Below are 18,333 nucleotides of genomic sequence, written 5' to 3'. Positions count from 1 at the left end.
TTACATCATTTATCTGATGGATATCCTGCTGTTATCGCTGACGGCTTTCGGAGGTCCGCAGGTGCATCTGATGATGATGATCGAAAGGCTGGTGCGTAAAAGGCGCTACATTACCGAAGAAGAACTGCTCGAACTTCAGGCGCTTTGCCAGGTGTTGCCGGGGCCGAGTTCCACGCAGACGGTTACGGCCATCGGACTGAAAATTGGCGGGCAGCCGCTTGCTTATCTGAGCTTGCTTGTATGGTCGCTGCCGGCTATGGTGCTCATGACGACGGCCGCCATCGGCATTCATTACCTTGAACAAAATGCGATTTCACTGTCTTTTACAAGGTTTGTGGGGCCTATGGCCGTTGCATTTCTGATGTACGGCGCTTACGCCATTGCACGAAAAGTGATCCATAATGCGCTGGGCTGGACTTTGCTTATTTTTTCAACTGTTCTGGCCTATTTGTATCCCTCGCCGTACATGACGCCGGTTCTGATCGTTTCGGGCGGCATTGCGGCTTCACTGAATTTCAAAAAGCATGAGAAAATGGAGAAAGGCCCGATCCGGATCCGCTGGCGGCCGCTTATTTTCTGGATTTCGGTTCTGATTGCAGCGGCGGTTGTGGGTAAAATAACCAATTCCCTTCCCGTTCGTCTTTTTGAAAATTTCTACCGGAACGGCAGCCTGGTCTTCGGCGGCGGACAAGTGCTGATTCCCATTCTTTACAACGAGTTTGTCGAGTTCAAGCATTATCTGACCGATCAGGAATTTCTGGCCGGCATGGCGCTCACGCAGGTTGTGCCCGGCCCGGTTTTCTCGATTGCGACTTTTGTAGGAAGCGTTTCACTGCAGGCAGACGGCGTACCTGGAGAGATTTTAGGCGGCTTTGTGGCAACCGCCGGCATTTTCCTGCCGGGAACGTTCTTTATCTTTTTTGCTTATCCATTCTGGGATCAGCTAAAAAAATACCGCGGCATCCGCGCTTCGCTGGAAGGCATTCACGCTGCAAGCTGCGGACTTACGATTGCAGCTGCCATTTCGCTTCTGGAACCCATGGCTGCAAGCTGGCAGCCGTTACTGACCGTAGTCGGCACGTTGCTGCTACTGTTTTTTGCCAGAGTTCCTTCGTATATCATTATCATTGCAGGACTGCTTTTGGGAATTGTATTTTAGGATCAGTTTAAAAGTCCGCACATTTTTTAAAGGCATTACCTTGCGGGTTCGATTGCATTAGTCAAATGGTTTTCCAAACTTTGAAGACTGATTCCTTTCATTTCCCGATTCATGAAAAATAAGATTGTAATTCTTTGCCTTTCCTTGCTTAACCTTTGTGTACATTTTTCAAATGCCCAGATCAGCACACCGCCCGGCTTTCTGCACAAAAACAAGCAATGGGTCGATTCCGTTTTTGCAACGCTGACACCCGACGAAAGAATTGCACAGCTCATTATGGTCGCAGCCGTTTCCGATGTTAAAAGGGCGGTTATTGATCCTAAAACCAGCAATCCGGCTGCGGTTGAAAAACTCATCCGGGAAAATAAAGTCGGCGGCGTCGTGTTTTTTCAGGGCGGCCCCGTTCCGCAGGCCAGACTTACCAATCATTTCCAGTCTATTTCCAAAGTTCCGCTTCTGATCGCCATGGATGCCGAGTTCGGGCTTGCCATGCGTATTGACAGTACAGTAAGGTACCCGTATCAAATGACGCTGGGTGCCATTCAGGGAAACAATGAACTGATTTATGAAATGGGTGCACAGCTTGCCAAGCAGGCACGCCGGCTGGGCATGCACATTAATTTTGCACCCGTTGCCGATGTAAATAACAACCCGGACAATCCCGTCATCAGTTTCCGTTCTTTTGGCGAAAACAAATACAAAGTGGCGGACAAAGCCGTGGCTTACATGAAAGGAATGCAGGACAACGGGTTGCTTACTAGCGCCAAACATTTTCCCGGCCATGGCGATACAGGCACGGACTCGCATTTTGACCTGCCCGTAATTGCACACGATGCCAAAAGAATTGACTCGCTGGAACTGTATCCGTTCCGGGCTTTGATGAACAATGGATTGAGCGGCATGATGATCGCGCATCTGAGCATTCCGGCACTGGACAAAACGCCGAATCTTCCTTCTACCCTTTCCAAACCGATTGTAACGGATTTACTGCGAAGCCAGCTCGGATTTGAAGGTCTGGTTTATTCGGATGCCATGAACATGAAAGGCGTTACAAAGTATTTTCCGGATGGAAAAGCGGATGCAATGGGTTTGGAAGCGGGCATGGATATTCTGGAATTTACCGAAGATGTGAACAAATCCATTGCTGAAATCAAGAAAAGCATTGCCGAAGGAAAAATCACGCAGGCGGAAATTGACTTCCGGTGCAGAAAAGTACTGGAAGCCAAAGCCTGGACCGGATTGAACCGTTACAAGCCCGTGGATCTGAATAATCTGTATGAAGACCTTAACCCGAAAGCTGCCGAACTGACAAACCGGCTGCTAACGGAAAAAGCACTCACTGTCCTGAAAAACGACAATAACCTGCTGCCGCTCCGGGAACTGGACACTTTGAAAATTGCATCGGTTTCATTGGGCGCTGACACGGTTACTACTTTTCAGAAAACCTTGCAGCTTTATACTTCGGTTGACCATTATTTTATTCCGGCCAAAGCAACAGAATCACAAATTGCGGAGCTTAAAGCAAAGCTGAACCAATACAATTTACTGCTTGTCGGCGTGCATCTGGGAAGCATTTCGCCGCGTTCGAATTATGGTCTTACCGAGCCGATGAATGCAGTCCTGGAATCGCTGATTGCTACGGACAAAGCCGTTGTTTCGGTTTTCGGAAACCCGTATGCACTGAACAAAATAAAAAAACCCGAAGGTGCAAAAGCACTGATCATGGCTTATCAGCTGACGCCGTATACGCAGGATCTTTCCGCACAGCTCATTTTCGGAGCCATTCCGGGAAGCGGGAAACTTCCGGTGACGGTCAATAAATTGTTTCCTTATAACAGCGGAATGGATACGCCTGCAATCGGCCGCCTGAAATATACGATTCCGGAAGAAGTTGGGCTGGACACAAAAACGATTACATTTAAAATTGATTCCATTGCCAATGTGGCCATTACGCAAAAAGCAACGCCCGGCTGTGTCGTTCAGCTTGCAAAAGACGGAAAGGTGTTTTTTAGAAAAGCATATGGAAAGCATACATACGAAGGACCGCAAACGGTCAGGCTGACAGACCTTTACGACCTGGCTTCGGTAACGAAAATTACGGCTTCCACGCTGGCACTGATGAGCCTTTGGGACCGGAAAAAGTTTGATCTGGATGCGACTATGAAGGATTACTTGCCGGATTTTAAAAATTCCAACAAGGCCGATCTGCCATGGCGCCGCGTTCTGACGCACAGTGCACGGCTGAAAGCATTCATTGTTTTATGGAAAGAAGCGCAGAATCCGGACGGTTCCTGGAAAAAGAAAACGTTCAGTACCAAAATGTCAAAGAGGTACCCGACTTCCGTTGTCGGCGACAGTCTTTTTATCTTTAAAGATTATGACAAAACGATTTTCAAATCCATTCGCGACTCGCCGCTGAATGAAAAGGAAGGCTATGTTTACAGCGATCTGTCTTTTATTTTATACCCGCAGATCGTAAAGTCGCTTTCAGGAGAAAATTTCGAAGATTATCTCAAAAACCATTATTATCATAAACTGGGCGCCAATTCACTGACTTTCAACCCGAAAAGATTTTACAAACTGGAAGACATTGTCCCGACCGAACGCGATACTTTTTTCCGGATGGCGCAGCTGCACGGCCAGGTTCATGACGAAGCCGCAGCCATGCTGGGCGGACTGAGCGGGCATGCCGGACTTTTCGGTGACGCAAATGATGTGATGAAAGTGTGGCAAATGTATCTTCAGCAGGGATATTACGGCGGTCAGCAGCTGCTCAGCAAAGATGCGCTTGTTGAATTCACACGTTATCAGTATCCGGAAGAAGGCAGTCGCAGAGGAATCGGATTTGACAAACCGACGTTCAAATACTCCGGCAATGCGCCCCGGTATGCAAGTCCGTCCAGCTTCGGGCATACGGGCTACACCGGCATTATGACGTGGGCAGATCCTGCCTGGAAACTGAACTATGTATTTTTGTCCAACCGCGTGTACCCGACGCGGGAAAATTCCAGAATTTCAACACTCAACATCCGGACTGCGATCATGGATGTGGTTTATCAGGAATTATTAAAAAAGCAATAAGCGGCTGTATCGCGGCATATAATTCTATATTTGCAATAAACATTTTTTGTATGGCACAACATTACCGCTTTGACAGGGAAAAAGCTTCGCGGCGTCCCGGCATTACGCCTCTGAAAGAGGCTATTGACATGATGCTGGACAAATACAGCCTGCGAAACAGGTTTGATCAGTCATTTGTGGTTGCGCACTGGGACAAAATCATGGGTTCTGCCATTGCCACCAGAACAAAGAAAGTTTACATTAAAGACCAGATTCTTTTCCTTCAGATTGAATCCGCGCCGCTTCGCAATGAACTGGTCAGGGCAAAACCAAAAATTATAGAGCTGATCAACAGAGAAATCGGTACAAATCTAGTTGAAGATGTAGTATTTATCTGAAATCAGCCAAACACAGTATTCGTATCTTGCTTTCCGAGTAATGAATGAAATTCAATTTCCGCCTTTTCTGCAGACCGGGGATAAAATAGGAATCACAGCGCCCGCAAGTGTAGTCAGATACGAAGATGTGCTTCCCGGAATCGATCTTTTTACAAAAAAATGGGGCCTTGAAGTAATCGAAGGAAAAACGCTTCAAAGTGCTTTTAACCAGTTTTCGGATACGGATGAAGCCCGGCTTGCAGAGTTTCAGCAAATGCTCGATGATCCTTCCATCAAGGCCATTATAGCAGCACGCGGCGGTTACGGCTGCTCGCGGATTGTGGACAGGCTTGATTTTACCGGATTTATGAAATTCCCGAAATGGATCGTCGGGTTCAGCGATCTTACTGTTTTTTTATCCAGAATTCACAAGCTTGGTTTTGCCGGCATTCATGCCCAGATGGCAAAATCCATAACGGCTGAAGGCGGAACAATTGCTGCCGGGTCGCTGCAACAGATGCTTTTTGGAGAACTTCCCTCCTATTCTGTTCCGGCTCATTTTCTGAACCGTACCGGAAAAGCTTATGCGGAAGTTACCGGAGGAAACCTGTGCATGCTGGCACATATGATCGGAACGGAAACCGAAACGGATACAAGCGGAAAAATCCTCTTTATTGAAGATATCGGCGAATACCTGTACAATCTGGACCGTATGATGATCCAGATGAAGCGTTCGGGAAAACTGAACAAACTTGCCGGGCTGATTGTAGGACAGTTTACCGAAATGAAAGACAACAGCAAACCGACTTTCGGGAAAAATGCAAACGAAATCATTCAGGAGCATGTTGCCGGTTACAGCTATCCGGTCTGTTTTGATTTTCCCGTAGGCCATGTTGCGGATAACCGGGCAATGGGAATCGGGATGCATGCCACTCTTGAAGTAAATGAAAATCTGGTCGGTTTTCAATTTTCACATGCTGCCTCAACAATTATTTAAGCTTATTTGTCATGCCATCATTTAAAGATAAAGTTGTCTGGATTACCGGCGCATCTTCCGGGATCGGAGAAGCAATTGCCATGGCCTTTGCCGTTGAAGGTGCCAAACTGGTGCTCACTGCACGCAGGGAAGAAGAACTGCAGAGGGTAAAAAAAAGAACCGGCTTGCCCGACACTTCCGTTCTGGTGCTTCCGATGGATGTAACGCAGTTTGAAAAAGCAAAACCGGCGGCAGAAAAGGTCATGAGTTACTTCGGACGAATTGATATCATGGTCCATAATGCCGGCGTAAGCCAGCGTTCGTACATCAAGGATACCGATCTTGACGTTTATCAAATGCTGATGAATGTGAATTTTTACAGCACTGTAGCCATTACCAAAGCTGTTTTGCCGTATATGATCCAGCAGAAAAGCGGCCATTTTATTGTCATCAGCAGCGTTGCCGGTAAAATCGGGACCATTATGCGTTCGGGATACAATGCTTCAAAACATGCGTTGCAGGGATTTTACGATTCACTGCGCGCCGAAGGCTACAAGGACAACATAAAAGTAACAACAATTTGCCCCGGCTATATCCGCACGAATATCTCCCTGAATGCGCTGAACGAAAACGGAAGCAAGTTCGGTAAAATGGACTCGAATCAGGAAAAAGGAATTGCTCCCGAAGAATGTGCTGCCAGAATTCTGGAAGCGGTTAAAAATGATAAAAAGGAAATTTACATCGGCGGCATGAAGGAAGTCGCCGCCATTTACCTGAAACGATTTTTCCCGTCCTTTCTGTTTGACCAGATCAGAAAGAATATTCCGGAATAAAATCCGGAATACCTATTTTGACTTTGAACCGCTTTTGTCAAGATAATCAACGGCCAGCCGGCTGAGCGAACGAATGCCCAGTACAAGGCTTCCTTCATCCACATAAAAATCAGGCGTATGGTGCGGAGCCGCTTCAGCTGCATTTTTCCCTTTGGGCATTCCGCCCAGGAAGAAGAAAAATCCCGGCACTTTCTGCTGATAATACGAGAAATCCTCTGCGCCTGTTTTGGCCGGGATCAACGTGACATTCTCTTTTCCGGCCACATTCTGCAGCGTACCGATCATTTTTTCGGTCAGCGGAACGTCGTTGTAAGTAACCGGATAAAGCACATCGATTTTTACCTGAGCGGAAGCGCCTGCGCTTTCGGCAATGTGCGTGGAAATGTCATTGACCCTTTTATGGACATACGTATGCATGCCTTCGTCAAAGGTGCGGATCGTTCCGATCATTTTAACGGATTCCGGAATAATATTTTGTCTGATACCGCCATTGATCGCACCAATCGTCACAACAGCGGGCGCCTGCGTAAGATTGAGGTTTCTGCTGACGATGGTCTGCAGCGCCGTTACAATCTGCGATGAAGTTACGATCGGGTCCACGCCCGACCACGGGTATGCGCCGTGCGTCTGCTTTCCTTTGACATCAATACTGAAAAAATCTACGGCTGCCATGGTTGCGCCGGGCCGGTAAGCAATTTTTCCGACCTCAATTTGTGAATCAATATGCAATCCGAAAACGGCCTCTACTTTCGGGTTTTCCAGAACGCCTTCTTTCACCATCAGCCTTGCGCCGCCTTCTTCCCCTTCCGGAGCACCTTCTTCCGCAGGCTGAAATATAAATTTGACTGTTCCTTTGATTTCACTTTTCATAGAAGACAGTACTTCTGCAACGCCCATCAGGATTGCAATGTGCGTATCATGGCCGCAGGCATGCATAACACCCGTTTTCTGGCCGTTATAGTCGGCAATGACTTTGGATTTGAAGGGCAGATCGCCCCGCTCGGTTACCGGAAGCGCATCCATATCGGCGCGTAAAGCAACAACCGGACCGGGTTTGCCGCCTTTCAGAATTCCGACCACGCCGGTATGCGCAGTGCCGGTCTGTACTTCAAGGCCAAGCTGTTTCAAATGGGCAGCAACCTTTTCGGAGGTTTTTAACTCGCGATTGCCCAGTTCCGGGTTCTGGTGAAAATCACGTCTCCATTCGACCACTTTCTTTTCCAGCGACCGGGATTTGTCGTCAATGCCGGCAGCAAGCGAAGTTTGTCCATGTACTTTAAATACAACCGGAATCAAAAATAAAGGAAGTAGCAGAAGTCTCATTGAAATTCCTGATTTGATAATCTATATTGAAATAATACCATACAACTTAAAACTACAGTCATTCTTTAGCCGTATATTTTCAAAAAAATTTGGCTAAATTAATTTAGAAAAATTATTGATAACGCTCACGCCGAAACCCGGTGTGAAGTTAAATTTTCATTATCAATCTTAAAACCAGCAGAACGTAATAATACAAAAAAGTTAATAAAACAGGTATTCTGTTAACAATTATATAACGCTTGCTAAATTTTTAAGATTTTTCTGGCAATTTAAAAAATGGCAAAAAATGATGTAGTATATATATAAAATTTGCTAAAATTACCCCTGATACCAAAGTAAATTTTGGAATTTCGCAATTAAAACGTTGTAATGGTTAAACTAATAATTAATTTTGCAATATTATGTTAACATAACAACCTAACTTTTTAATTTAACGTATGAGGAAGATTCTATTATCCTTACTGGGATGCTTGCTGCTGTTGAGTGCACAAATACATGCCCAGGATCGTGCAGTGACTGGTAAAGTCAGTGCCGAAGACGGCTCAGTGCTGCCGGGTGTGAACATTTCTTTGAAAGGTACTAATCGGGGTACTACTACGGACAGCGAGGGCACATACTCAATCAATGCCGAAACAGGTGCAACGCTTGTGTTCAGCTTTATTGGTTTCCAGACTCAGGAAGTAAATGTAGGAAGCCAGTCAACGATTAATGTTTCCCTTAAAAATGATGTAAGCCAGCTGCAGGAAGTTGTTGTAACGGCACTTGGACAGGAAAGAAAGAGAAACGAGCTTGTGTATGCTGCCCAACAGGTCAGCGCCGAGCAGATCACGCAGGCACGCGGCACAAACGTCATGAATTCCCTTTCCGGTAAAGTGGCAGGTCTTGACATCAAAACCAACAACAACCTTGGCGGATCCACAAACGTGATCATTCGCGGATACAAATCCATTACAGGTAACAACCAGGCTCTGTGGGTTATCGACGGTGTGCCGGTATCCAATGCCAATACCAATACTGCTGATCAGCAGACAGGCCGTTCAGGAACAGATTATGGTAATGCTGCTTCGGATATCAACCCGGACAACATTGCTTCCGTTAACGTTCTGAAAGGTGCAGCTGCAACGGCTCTTTACGGTTCACGTGCTTCCAATGGTGTTATTTTGATCACTACAAAGCAAGGTCGTAAAAACAGTTTCGATGTAACCGTAAACAGCGGTGTAACATGGGGTAAAATCGATAAAACGACATTTGCCAAATACCAGAAAGAATATGGTGCCGGTTATGGCGGTGCAGGTTCTGCGGACGAATTTTACAGAGGCGATCTTGGCTCAGGAGAAGGCGACATTGTTGTTTTTGACGCGGATGCTTCTTTCGGTGCAAAATTTGATCCAAGCCGTATGGTTTATCAGTGGAATGCCATCGATCCTTCCGGCCCTAACTACGGGAAAATGACTCCGTGGGTTGCTGCCCAGAATGGCCCGGACAAATTCTACGAAACTGCTGTTACTTCCAACCAGAGTGTTAATGTAACCGGCGGTGGTGAAAATTCTACTTTCAAACTTGGTTTTACAAGAGCAGATGACAAAGGTGTTTTGCCAAACAGCAAGCTTGAAAAAAACCTGTTCAACTTTTCTGCTTCTTACGATTTGAGCAAAAAACTGACTGTTTCGGCTAACGCCAACTTTTCGAACATCAAAGGTCTAGGAAGATACGGAACGGGTTATAATGGTAAAAACCCTAACCAGCAGTTCAGACAATGGTTTCAGACCAACGTGGACTTGCTTGAACAAAAAGAAGCATACTTCAGAAACGAGCAGAACATTACGTGGAACTGGAGAGACCCGACGGCTCCTCTGGAAGAAAACGGACCGATATATTCTGAAAACCCGTATTTCTCAAGATACCAGAATTTCTCCAACGACAGCCGCAACAACTTCTTCGGTTATGCGCAGGCTGTGTACAAAATTGCTTCATGGGTTGACCTGACCGGCCGGTTTGCTTACAACGGCACCAATGATATGCAGGAAGAAAGAATTGCTTTCGGAAGCGCTGATCCCGCAGAATACATGCGTTATAACCGTTCGTTCAACGAGACTAACCTTGACGTAATTTTTAACTTCCGCAAGAGCATTACCAAAGATATCAGTTTTTCCGGTTTGCTTGGAGGAAGTATGCGCAGATCCACAGAAGATGCGATCAGAGCAAAAACAAACGGCGGTATGGTTGTTCCGAACCTGTACTCTTTGTCAAACTCTGTGAACCCAATTGAAGCACCGTCTGAAATTTACAGAAGAATCGGTGTGGATGGTATTTACGGTCAGGCGTCTTTTGGTTACAAAGAACTGGTTAACCTTGACCTTACTGCAAGACAGGACAAATCGACAACATTGAGTGAAGGAAACAACACTTACTTCTATCCTGCAATCGGTGCAAACTTTAACTTTTCCAACCTGGAAATTTTCAAGACCAACTGGCTGACAATGGGTAAAATCAGTGCCAACTACGCAGAAGTAGGTAATGACGCACCATGGGGAAGTACCCGTAAAGTTTATGACAAACCTACGGGCATCGGTTCTGTTCCTTACTTTACATTGCGTAACACCATGAACAATCCGAATCTGAAACCGGAACGTACAAAAAACTATGAATTTGGTTTGGAAACAGCGTTTCTTGACGACCGACTTGGATTGAATGTCACTTATTACCGTTCAAGCACGCTTGACCAGATTCTTCCAGTTTCTACTACTGCTGCAACGGGTTATTCTTTCATTTATGTAAATTCCGGAGAGGTACAAAACAAAGGAGTTGAAGTTTCGGCTTATGTTACGCCTGTAAGAACAGGAAGTTTCTCCTGGACTGTAAATGTTAACTTTGCACGTAACAGGAATAAAGTAATCAGCTTATATGGGGAAGGTGCCGGTAAAGTAACGAACGTACCTATTGCTTCTCTGCAGGGAGGTGTTTCTCTGAATGCTGCCGAAGGACAACCTTTTGGAATAATCAGAGGCACCAACTTTGTTTACCACGAAAATGGTCAGAAAATTGTTAAAACAAATGGTATGTACCAGGCTTCTGCAAGTTCTGCCGAAATCATCGGTAACCCGAACCCAGACTGGATCGGCGGTATAAGCAATAATTTGAAATACAAAAACGTTTCATTGAACTTCTTGCTTGATATGCGTCATGGAGGAGATATCTGGTCACTGGATCAATGGTATGGAGAAGGAACAGGTATGTATCCGATTACAGCAGGTTTGAACGAGCTTGGAAATCCTAAAAGAAGCCCGGTTGCACAAGGCGGAGGTGTTTTGTTCCCCGGCGTACAGGCTGACGGAACTCCGAATACAATCAGAGCTGAAAACCTGGACGGTAACGGAGCAACTGCTTACGGATACCCTGCCAACCCACCGAGAGCCATGTACATTTATGATGGAAGCTACATCAAGCTGAGAGAAGTAGCCTTGACTTACAGCCTGCCTCAGAATGTTGTTTCCAAACTGCGTGCATTCAAAGCAATCGACCTTTCAGTTATTGGCCGTAACCTTTGGATCATTCATAAAAACATGAAATACTCGGATCCAGAAGAAGGTTTGAGCTCAGGTGTTTCCAGCGGTGCAGGTGGATACCAAAGCGGTGCATATCCGGCAGTAAGAAGCTATGGTTTCAATGTTAAATTCCGTTTCTAAAAATTATTATGAAAAAAATAATCGTTTTCTTTTTACCCATTCTGCTGCTGGCATCCTGTGTTGACAGTCTGGATGATTACAATGTAGATCAAAAGCGTCCTTCCGTAGTGCCTGCGGTTACACTTTTCTCCAATGCACTGAAAGGTCTGGCGGATACACTTACAACGCCGAACGTAAACGTTAATAACTATCGTCTGTATGTTCAGCAATGGTCTACAACTACGTACCTGGACGAGCCGAGATACAATGTTCAGGCACGTACCATTCCACAGGCTTTCTGGCAGGGAATTTACAAAGGTGTTATTTCAGATTTGAATGAATCCCGTAGTATTGTCAATGCAGATCCACTGCTTTCAGATGCTACCAAGAAAGTGCAACTGGCACAGATTGAAGTGGTGGAAGTACTTGCATGGTCAGTACTGGTCAATACTTTTGGTGATATTCCTTACACCGAAGCATTGAATCCTGAAAATCCGCTGCCAAAGTATGATGATGCAAAAACCGTGTATTATTCTCTTCTTGATCGTTTACATGCTGCATTGCCTAATCTAAAAAGCGGAGGAACAGCATTTACAAGCGGAGATCTGATTTATAAAGGTGATATGAACAAATGGTTCAAATTTGGAAATTCGCTGCAATTGAAACTTGCAATGATTATTGCTGACAGTGATCCTGCAAAGGCAAAAACACTCGTAGCAGAAGCTGCACCGAATGTATTTACCTCTAATGACGATAAAGCTGCATTTCCATACATCAGTACGCCACCAAACTACAACCCGATTGCACAGAATTTGAATCCGTTGTATTCAAGCCGTCAGGATTTTGTAGCTGCTTCAACAATCGTCAATCCGATGAATGATCTGAATGATCCTAGAAGATCTTCTTATTTCACTTCTGTGGATGGCAAATACATTGGCGGCCAGTACGGATTTCTGAACACATATTCTGCATTCTCACACGTAAGTGAAAAAATCATTACGCCAAGTCTGGAAGGCATTCTTCTGGATTATTCGGAAGTTGAATTTTTATTGGCAGAAGCAGTTGAAAGAGGCTTTATTACAGGTTCTGCCGCTGAGCATTATAACAAGGGCGTAACAGCATCCATTGTTTACTGGACGGGCGATGCAGCCGCCGCTGCTACTTATCTTGCTCAGCCAAAAGTTGCTTATGCTACTGCTGCAACCAACTGGAAAGAAAAAATCGGTTTCCAGAAATGGCTGGCCCTTTATAACAGAGGATGGGAAGCATGGGTAGAATGGAGAAGGCTGGATTTCCCAAAACTATCTCCACCGTCTGGCGGTAATATTCCTGCCGGAAGTCTTGCAATTCCTGTTCGCATGATTTACCCGATTAACGAGCAAACGCTGAACGGTGCAAACCGCGAAGCTGCCGCAGCTGCAATCGGAGGTGACCTTGTAACGACCAAATTATGGTGGGACAAGTTCTGATAAACAATTAAGATTCTGAAAAAGGCGGGCATATTCATTTATGTCCGCCTTTTTTTATGCTGTAAAAGCTGCAATGTCAATTTGATTCGCTTTACAGCCGTTTTTTTTTAACTTTGAAAAGTTATCCTGATCATACACAATGGAAATTCTAAAAAGCCAGCGCCTTAACAATCTCAAATACGAAATTCGCGGTGCTACTTATCACAAAGCGCTTGAACTTGAAAGCCAGGGTTATAAAATCCACAACCTGAATATCGGGAACCCCGCCCCTTTCGGCTTCGATTCTCCGGATGAAATTGTCCATGATATCATCATGAACATCCGCAATGCACAGGGATATTCAGATTCAAGGGGTTTGTTCGCGGCACGCAAGGCTGTGATGCATTATACGCAGACAATCGGGATACAGGATGTTGAAATTAATGACATTTTTATCGGAAACGGTGTAAGTGAACTGATCCTGCTTTCCATGCAGGCTTTGCTGAACCCCGGTGATGAAATCCTGGTTCCTTCTCCGGATTATCCGCTCTGGACAGCAGCTATTGCACTCAGCGGCGGAACGCCTGTGCATTATGTATGTGATGAAGCTTCTGACTGGAATCCTGATCTGGATGATCTTGAAAAGAAAATAACGCCGCGTACCAAAGGAATTGTTCTGATCAATCCGAACAATCCGACCGGTGCCGTTTATGAAAAGGACGTTCTGAAACGCATGGCAAAAATTGCCGAAGAACACGGGCTGATCCTTTTTTCAGATGAAATTTATGACAAGATTCTTTACAACGGAGCGGTACATTATCCGATGGGCTCTTTTGTAACGGATACCTTGTGCGTTACTTATGGCGGACTTTCCAAAAATTACCGCTCAGCAGGTTTCCGCGGCGGATGGATGATTCTCAGCGGTGCAAAACAAAAAGCAAAATCCTACATGGAAGGCTTGCTGCTGCTGGCCAGTATGCGCCTTTGCGCCAATGTCCCGACGCAATATGCCATTCAGACGGCACTGGGCGGTTATCAGAGCATTAAGGAACTGGTTGTTCCCACAGGAAGGCTGCACAAGCAAATGAACCTCGTTTATGACCGGCTGACTTCCATTCCCGGCATTACTTGCGTGCGCCCGAAAGGTTCTTTATACGTGTTCCCGAAAATTGACCTGAAAAAATTCGGGCTGAAAACAGACGAGCAGTTTGTTTACGATCTTTTGAGTGACCAGAAAGTACTTGTTGTTGCCGGAACCGGATTCAATTACATCAGCAATGACCATTTCAGGATTGTGTTTCTGCCCACTATTGATGAACTGAATCAGGCGATGGACAAGCTGGAATACTTTCTTGAAAACCACAGGGTATTATCCGCCAAAACCATTGAGAACGTGATTGTCTGAAACCGATCTTTGTAATTTCCTCCTCTGTCAGTAAACTATCAAACCTTTTAAATGACAATACAGGATAATTCGGTACAGGAAGCCAAAAGGCAACGCCTGTTCCTTTTGCTATGCGGTATTTTCCTGACCAATGCGCTCATTGCCGAAATCATCGGCGGAAAGATATTCTCTGTTGAAACCTTGCTCGGACTTTCACCGGCACAATTGCCGATTGCAGGCCAGAAACTCGATTTTAACATGACTGCCGGCGTTATCAACTGGCCGGTCGTATTTATTACGTCGGATATCATCAATGAATACTTCGGGCGGAAAGGTGTGAAACGCATTTCATTTCTGACGGCCTGCTTCATAGCCTACACGTTCATTACCATTCTGGCTGCCACCAAGCTGCCTCCCGCCAAATTCTGGCTGGACATCAACAATACCGACAGTCACGGAAATGTGTTTAATATCAACGACGCATTTACCAAAATCTTCAATCAGGGGCTTGGCATCATGATCGGTTCCATCGTGGCTTTTCTGCTCGGACAGCTGCTGGATGTGTTTGTTTTCTCATGGCTGCGCAGAAGAACCGGAAGCCGCTTTATTTGGCTCAGGGCAACAGGTTCCACGATGTTTTCGCAACTGGTCGACAGCTTTGTCGTGATCACCATTGCGTTTTACGTTTTCGGCAACTGGAGTCTGGATCAGGTTTTTTCCGTCGGCAGCATTAATTATGTCTACAAAGGCATTGTTGCCATTTTACTAACGCCGCTTCTCTACATCGCACATTATTTTATAGATAATTACCTTGGAAAAGAATATGCGGAAGAACTGTCGCATAAAGCTGCACACGAGTAATTGAAAACTACTGCTTGATCGCAGTCTGGCGACGCATGTTATCGAGCATAACGGCAGTGGCAATTCCGACATTCAGCGACTCGGCTTCTCCGATCCTCGGAATCGTAATCCTGTCCGTTACAAAAGCTTCAATTTCCTTACTGATTCCGTTGGACTCGTTGCCCATGACAATAAACCCGCCGGAATTTGAAAAACGGTAATCGTAAATGGATTTACCGCCCAGAAAAGCGCCGGCAACTTCCTTTCCCGCTGCATTGGCCGACAAGTAGGAAGCCAGATCCGTATAAAAAATATTCACTCTTGTAAAAGATCCTTTGCTGGCCGAAATAACCTTCGGATTGTACATGTCCGTTGTATCTTCAGAACAGATTATTTTACTGATTCCGTACCAGTCGGCAACACGTATGATCGTTCCGAGATTGCCCGGATCGCGCACATCGTCCAGAATAAGCACATATTCAGCCGCATCCGGAGACAAAAAAACGTTATCCTTTGTTTTAGCAACGGCCAGGCAGGAATCGTTGGTCTGAAATGAACCCAAACCCTTGAGTTCCTGTAAAGTCACGGTTTCTGTCACAGCATTATGCCGGGATAAATTACTTGAGTATTTTTGCCGGAACTCTGATGTTGATAAAACAAACTCTATCTTAAAATCCGAATCAAGCAGTTCCAGCACACTCTTGGCACCTTCTACGATAAAAGACTGGTGCAGTTGCCGGTACTTTTTGATTTTAAGAGCATTAATATATTTAATACGACTTTTTGACAGCATTGAACAGTAATTACAGGATTATATATAGCTGGTTTGTTTTCCTGATTTTGTCGGGATCATTTTCCTGTGCGCCTAAAACACCTTCCAGTTCAAGAAGCTATTACCTAGGAAATTCTTCCATCAAAGGAAATCATGTTATCAATGATTCCGAACTGGATGCGCTGATTCCTCAAAAACCGAACCGGCGGCTTCTCGGCCTGCCGTTTTTCCCGTATGTCGGATTGTACCGATTCGGGGAGCTGTTTTATAACAAGGAAGAAAAACAGCGGAATGTCATTGAAATCACGCAAAATTATCAGAAAGAAAGCCTTAATAAAGAAAATTCGCCACGAAAGCTCGACAAAATTCAGCGCAAGTATGCAAAAAAACTCAAACGGGCGCAGGTAAAAGTAAATCAGGGAAATTTTTTCATGCGTGTTCTGGGTGAAGCGCCGGTTTATTTCAACATAAACGAGGTTCTGCAGAATGCAGAAAAAATGCAGAAATACCTTTATAACAACGGTTTCTTTGAATCCGTTGTCACTTTCAAGCCGGATACGACTTTTAACAGAGTCAGGGTTAATTATCTGGTGACGGAAAACCGGCCGACGATGATCAAGGATATTCAGTACAAAATCAAAAATGTGCTTGTCGACAGCATCATCAACGCAAACGGAAAAGGTGCCGCGCTGGTCAGCAAAAAAAGGTACGACGGTGATTCCTTTGAAGAAGAAAGGATCCGGCTGGAAACTTTGCTCAGAAATGAAGGTTACTTCGGTTTTTCCAGACAGAATGTATCTTACCTTATCAATGACACGATAACCAACGCAGCTACGGACACTTTTTTCAAGTCAGTTGACGTGCAGGTCCGTGTGGATTTGCCCGGCCCGGCCAACAAGCCGGATCGTTACAAGATCAATTCGATCCATTTTGAAGTTTTGCCGCCGTCCGGATTACCCGATTCGCTTTTCAGAAAAGACACAGTTCGTTATCAGGGCATTCAGTATGTTTTTTCGGATAAAAGATTTGCCACAAAAATCCTTGACAGCAAGATTCAGGTTCGTCCGGGCGCTTTTTACAGCCAGAAGAAAGAAAGGGATACGCAGCAGCAATTGTCGCTTACGGATCAGTTCCGTTTTGTCAATTACAGCTACACGCTTGATTCTACCGGAAAAGGAATCAACAGTTTTTTCAAGGTTATTCCTCTGGAAAAATATCAGATTTCAACCGATCTCGGTCTGAACGTTATCCAGCTTCAGGGCGCACCGGGGCCTTTTGCCAATCTTTCGTATAAAATCAGAAATGTTTTCAACGGACTTGAAAATTTTGAGGCCAACCTGCGCGGCGGCATTGAACTGGTTCCGGGTTTTCTGGGCGGTAACAATCCCATCTACCGCAGTGAGGAAGTCGGACTGAATACTTCGCTCATTTTTCCAAGATTGCTGACGCCCGGCAGCCTGTTACAAAAGCAAACGGCGGCATATAACCCGAGAACACAGCTCGGGCTGGGCTATAACTATGTAAACAGACCGGAATACACGCGTACAAACCTTAAAGCTGCAATGACGTATTCCTGGCAGCCGAGCAACACAACCTTGTTCAATCTTTCCCTGATTGACCTTAACGTTTTGAACACGCAGAATATCCGGGCTGATTTTGCGAGTTTGCTCGATACACTGCGAGATCAGGGAAATAACCTGATCAACAGTTTCAACAAATCCTTTGTGTCGGATATTAATTTCAACTTCGTTTACAATACCAATACGCTCATCGGTCCGCCAAAAAATGCCCGTTACCTGCGCATTGCACTGGAATCCGGCGGAACTTCCCTGAATATTCTGCCAAATCAGGAGCGGGTTATCAAAGATGTATTTAATGACAAAGATCTGCAGTTTTACAAATACCTGCGCTGGAATGCCGATTATCGCCGTTACTGGCCGGTCGGCAGACGTTCAGCGTTTGTGGCAAGGATAAATTCGGGTGCTATTTACAGTTACGGAAACAACAAGGTTCCGCCGTATGAAAAGTACTTTTTCGCCGGAGGGTCAAACAGCTTGCGCGCATGGCTTCCGCGCAGGCTCGGACCGGGCCGCTCAGAGCCAAGACGGACTTCCAACAATCTGTCTTTTGAGTCGCCGGGCGAATTTTTAATGGAAGGAAATCTGGAATGGCGGGGATTTCTGGCCAAGTTTTTCGGGGATATCAATTACGCTCTTTTTATTGATGCCGGAAATGTCTGGAACCTGAACAGCAATGCGCCGGTGGAACAAAAACTGAAAACCAGTAATTTTCTCAGCGAAATCGCAGTCGGGACCGGCTTCGGAATACGTTATGACCTTTCTTTCTTCATTCTGAGATTTGACTTCGGGATAAAAGTTTACGATCCGGCCCTGCAACGTTTTGTACTGGATGAACTGGAATTCAACAAACTTTTCAACCGTACCCAGTCCAATTTCCTGAATATCAACTTAGGTGTCGGATATCCGTTCTAGTAAT

12 protein-coding genes are annotated in these 18,333 nt (G+C 45.4%); 10 read left to right on the top strand and 2 right to left on the bottom strand.

Annotated features, from left to right (window positions below; translation table 11 throughout):
* Window positions 1-16 precede the first annotated feature (16 nt).
* The 5 genes from chrA to FEM33_RS22010 all read left to right on the top strand — a co-directional run bounded on the left by chrA (window position 17) and on the right by FEM33_RS22010 (window position 6,405).
* On the top strand, window positions 17-1,159 hold the full coding sequence (gene chrA / locus FEM33_RS22030; protein WP_139014335.1) for a chromate efflux transporter: 1,143 nt from the start codon (window positions 17-19) through the stop codon (window positions 1,157-1,159).
* 111 nt (window positions 1,160-1,270) lie between these two features.
* The gene (locus FEM33_RS22025; protein WP_139014143.1) at window positions 1,271-4,240 is read left to right on the top strand and encodes a serine hydrolase domain-containing protein; all 2,970 of its coding nucleotides are present in this window, start codon (window positions 1,271-1,273) and stop codon (window positions 4,238-4,240) included.
* Between the two features lie 50 nt (window positions 4,241-4,290).
* Window positions 4,291-4,617, top strand: a complete 327-nt coding sequence (locus tag FEM33_RS22020) for a DciA family protein (protein ID WP_138281172.1) — start codon at window positions 4,291-4,293, stop codon at window positions 4,615-4,617.
* Between the two features lie 40 nt (window positions 4,618-4,657).
* Entirely contained in the window at window positions 4,658-5,593 is a 936-nt protein-coding gene (locus FEM33_RS22015) for a S66 peptidase family protein (RefSeq protein WP_139014142.1), read from the top strand.
* Window positions 5,594-5,604: 11 nt separating this feature from the next.
* Entirely contained in the window at window positions 5,605-6,405 is an 801-nt protein-coding gene (locus tag FEM33_RS22010; RefSeq protein WP_139014141.1) for an SDR family oxidoreductase, read from the top strand.
* Window positions 6,406-6,417: 12 nt separating this feature from the next.
* Here FEM33_RS22010 and FEM33_RS22005 read toward each other — a convergent pair whose 3' ends face one another.
* Window positions 6,418-7,728, bottom strand: coding sequence for an amidohydrolase (locus FEM33_RS22005; RefSeq protein ID WP_139014140.1), 1,311 nt, complete (start codon window positions 7,726-7,728; stop codon window positions 6,418-6,420).
* A gap of 437 nt (window positions 7,729-8,165) precedes the next feature.
* On the opposite strand from FEM33_RS22005, the gene FEM33_RS22000 reads away from it, so the two are divergent.
* The 4 genes from FEM33_RS22000 to FEM33_RS21985 all read left to right on the top strand — a co-directional run bounded on the left by FEM33_RS22000 (window position 8,166) and on the right by FEM33_RS21985 (window position 15,086).
* Window positions 8,166-11,414, top strand: coding sequence for a SusC/RagA family TonB-linked outer membrane protein (locus tag FEM33_RS22000; RefSeq protein ID WP_139014139.1), 3,249 nt, complete (start codon window positions 8,166-8,168; stop codon window positions 11,412-11,414).
* Window positions 11,415-11,422: 8 nt separating this feature from the next.
* Window positions 11,423-12,862: a SusD/RagB family nutrient-binding outer membrane lipoprotein gene (locus tag FEM33_RS21995; RefSeq protein ID WP_139014138.1), complete on the top strand. Its 1,440-nt coding sequence runs from the start codon at window positions 11,423-11,425 to the stop codon at window positions 12,860-12,862.
* A gap of 139 nt (window positions 12,863-13,001) precedes the next feature.
* Window positions 13,002-14,246 carry a pyridoxal phosphate-dependent aminotransferase gene (locus FEM33_RS21990; RefSeq protein WP_139014137.1) on the top strand — a complete coding sequence of 415 codons (1,245 nt, stop codon included), beginning with the start codon at window positions 13,002-13,004 and terminating at the stop codon, window positions 14,244-14,246.
* Window positions 14,247-14,297: 51 nt separating this feature from the next.
* Entirely contained in the window at window positions 14,298-15,086 is a 789-nt protein-coding gene (locus FEM33_RS21985) for a queuosine precursor transporter (RefSeq protein ID WP_139014136.1), read from the top strand.
* A 7-nt stretch (window positions 15,087-15,093) separates the two neighbouring features.
* On the opposite strand, the gene FEM33_RS21980 is transcribed toward FEM33_RS21985, so the two are convergent.
* Entirely contained in the window at window positions 15,094-15,858 is a 765-nt protein-coding gene (locus FEM33_RS21980) for a TrmH family RNA methyltransferase (RefSeq protein WP_139014135.1), read from the bottom strand.
* Between FEM33_RS21980 and tamL the strand changes: the two genes are divergently transcribed.
* Window positions 15,849-18,329: a translocation and assembly module lipoprotein TamL gene (tamL, locus tag FEM33_RS21975; protein ID WP_229214361.1), complete on the top strand. Its 2,481-nt coding sequence runs from the start codon at window positions 15,849-15,851 to the stop codon at window positions 18,327-18,329. The two genes, FEM33_RS21980 and tamL, sit on opposite strands and share 10 nt — an antisense overlap.
* Window positions 18,330-18,333 lie beyond the last annotated feature (4 nt).

Source organism: Dyadobacter flavalbus, assembly GCF_006149045.1.
Lineage (GTDB): Bacteria > Bacteroidota > Bacteroidia > Cytophagales > Spirosomataceae > Dyadobacter > Dyadobacter flavalbus.
This window is presented reverse-complemented; position numbering and strand designations above follow the sequence as displayed.

What these genes read in the sequence shown, in the direction of transcription:
- chrA (WP_139014335.1), top strand. Translation starts at nt 17, where the DNA reads ATGGATATCCTGCTGTTATCGCTGACGGCTTTCGGAGGTCCGCAGGTG.
- FEM33_RS22025 (WP_139014143.1), top strand. Translation starts at nt 1,271, where the DNA reads ATGAAAAATAAGATTGTAATTCTTTGCCTTTCCTTGCTTAACCTTTGT.
- FEM33_RS22020 (WP_138281172.1), top strand. Translation starts at nt 4,291, where the DNA reads ATGGCACAACATTACCGCTTTGACAGGGAAAAAGCTTCGCGGCGTCCC.
- FEM33_RS22015 (WP_139014142.1), top strand. Translation starts at nt 4,658, where the DNA reads ATGAATGAAATTCAATTTCCGCCTTTTCTGCAGACCGGGGATAAAATA.
- FEM33_RS22010 (WP_139014141.1), top strand. Translation starts at nt 5,605, where the DNA reads ATGCCATCATTTAAAGATAAAGTTGTCTGGATTACCGGCGCATCTTCC.
- FEM33_RS22005 (WP_139014140.1), bottom strand. Translation starts at nt 7,728, where the DNA reads ATGAGACTTCTGCTACTTCCTTTATTTTTGATTCCGGTTGTATTTAAA.
- FEM33_RS22000 (WP_139014139.1), top strand. Translation starts at nt 8,166, where the DNA reads ATGAGGAAGATTCTATTATCCTTACTGGGATGCTTGCTGCTGTTGAGT.
- FEM33_RS21995 (WP_139014138.1), top strand. Translation starts at nt 11,423, where the DNA reads ATGAAAAAAATAATCGTTTTCTTTTTACCCATTCTGCTGCTGGCATCC.
- FEM33_RS21990 (WP_139014137.1), top strand. Translation starts at nt 13,002, where the DNA reads ATGGAAATTCTAAAAAGCCAGCGCCTTAACAATCTCAAATACGAAATT.
- FEM33_RS21985 (WP_139014136.1), top strand. Translation starts at nt 14,298, where the DNA reads ATGACAATACAGGATAATTCGGTACAGGAAGCCAAAAGGCAACGCCTG.
- FEM33_RS21980 (WP_139014135.1), bottom strand. Translation starts at nt 15,858, where the DNA reads ATGCTGTCAAAAAGTCGTATTAAATATATTAATGCTCTTAAAATCAAA.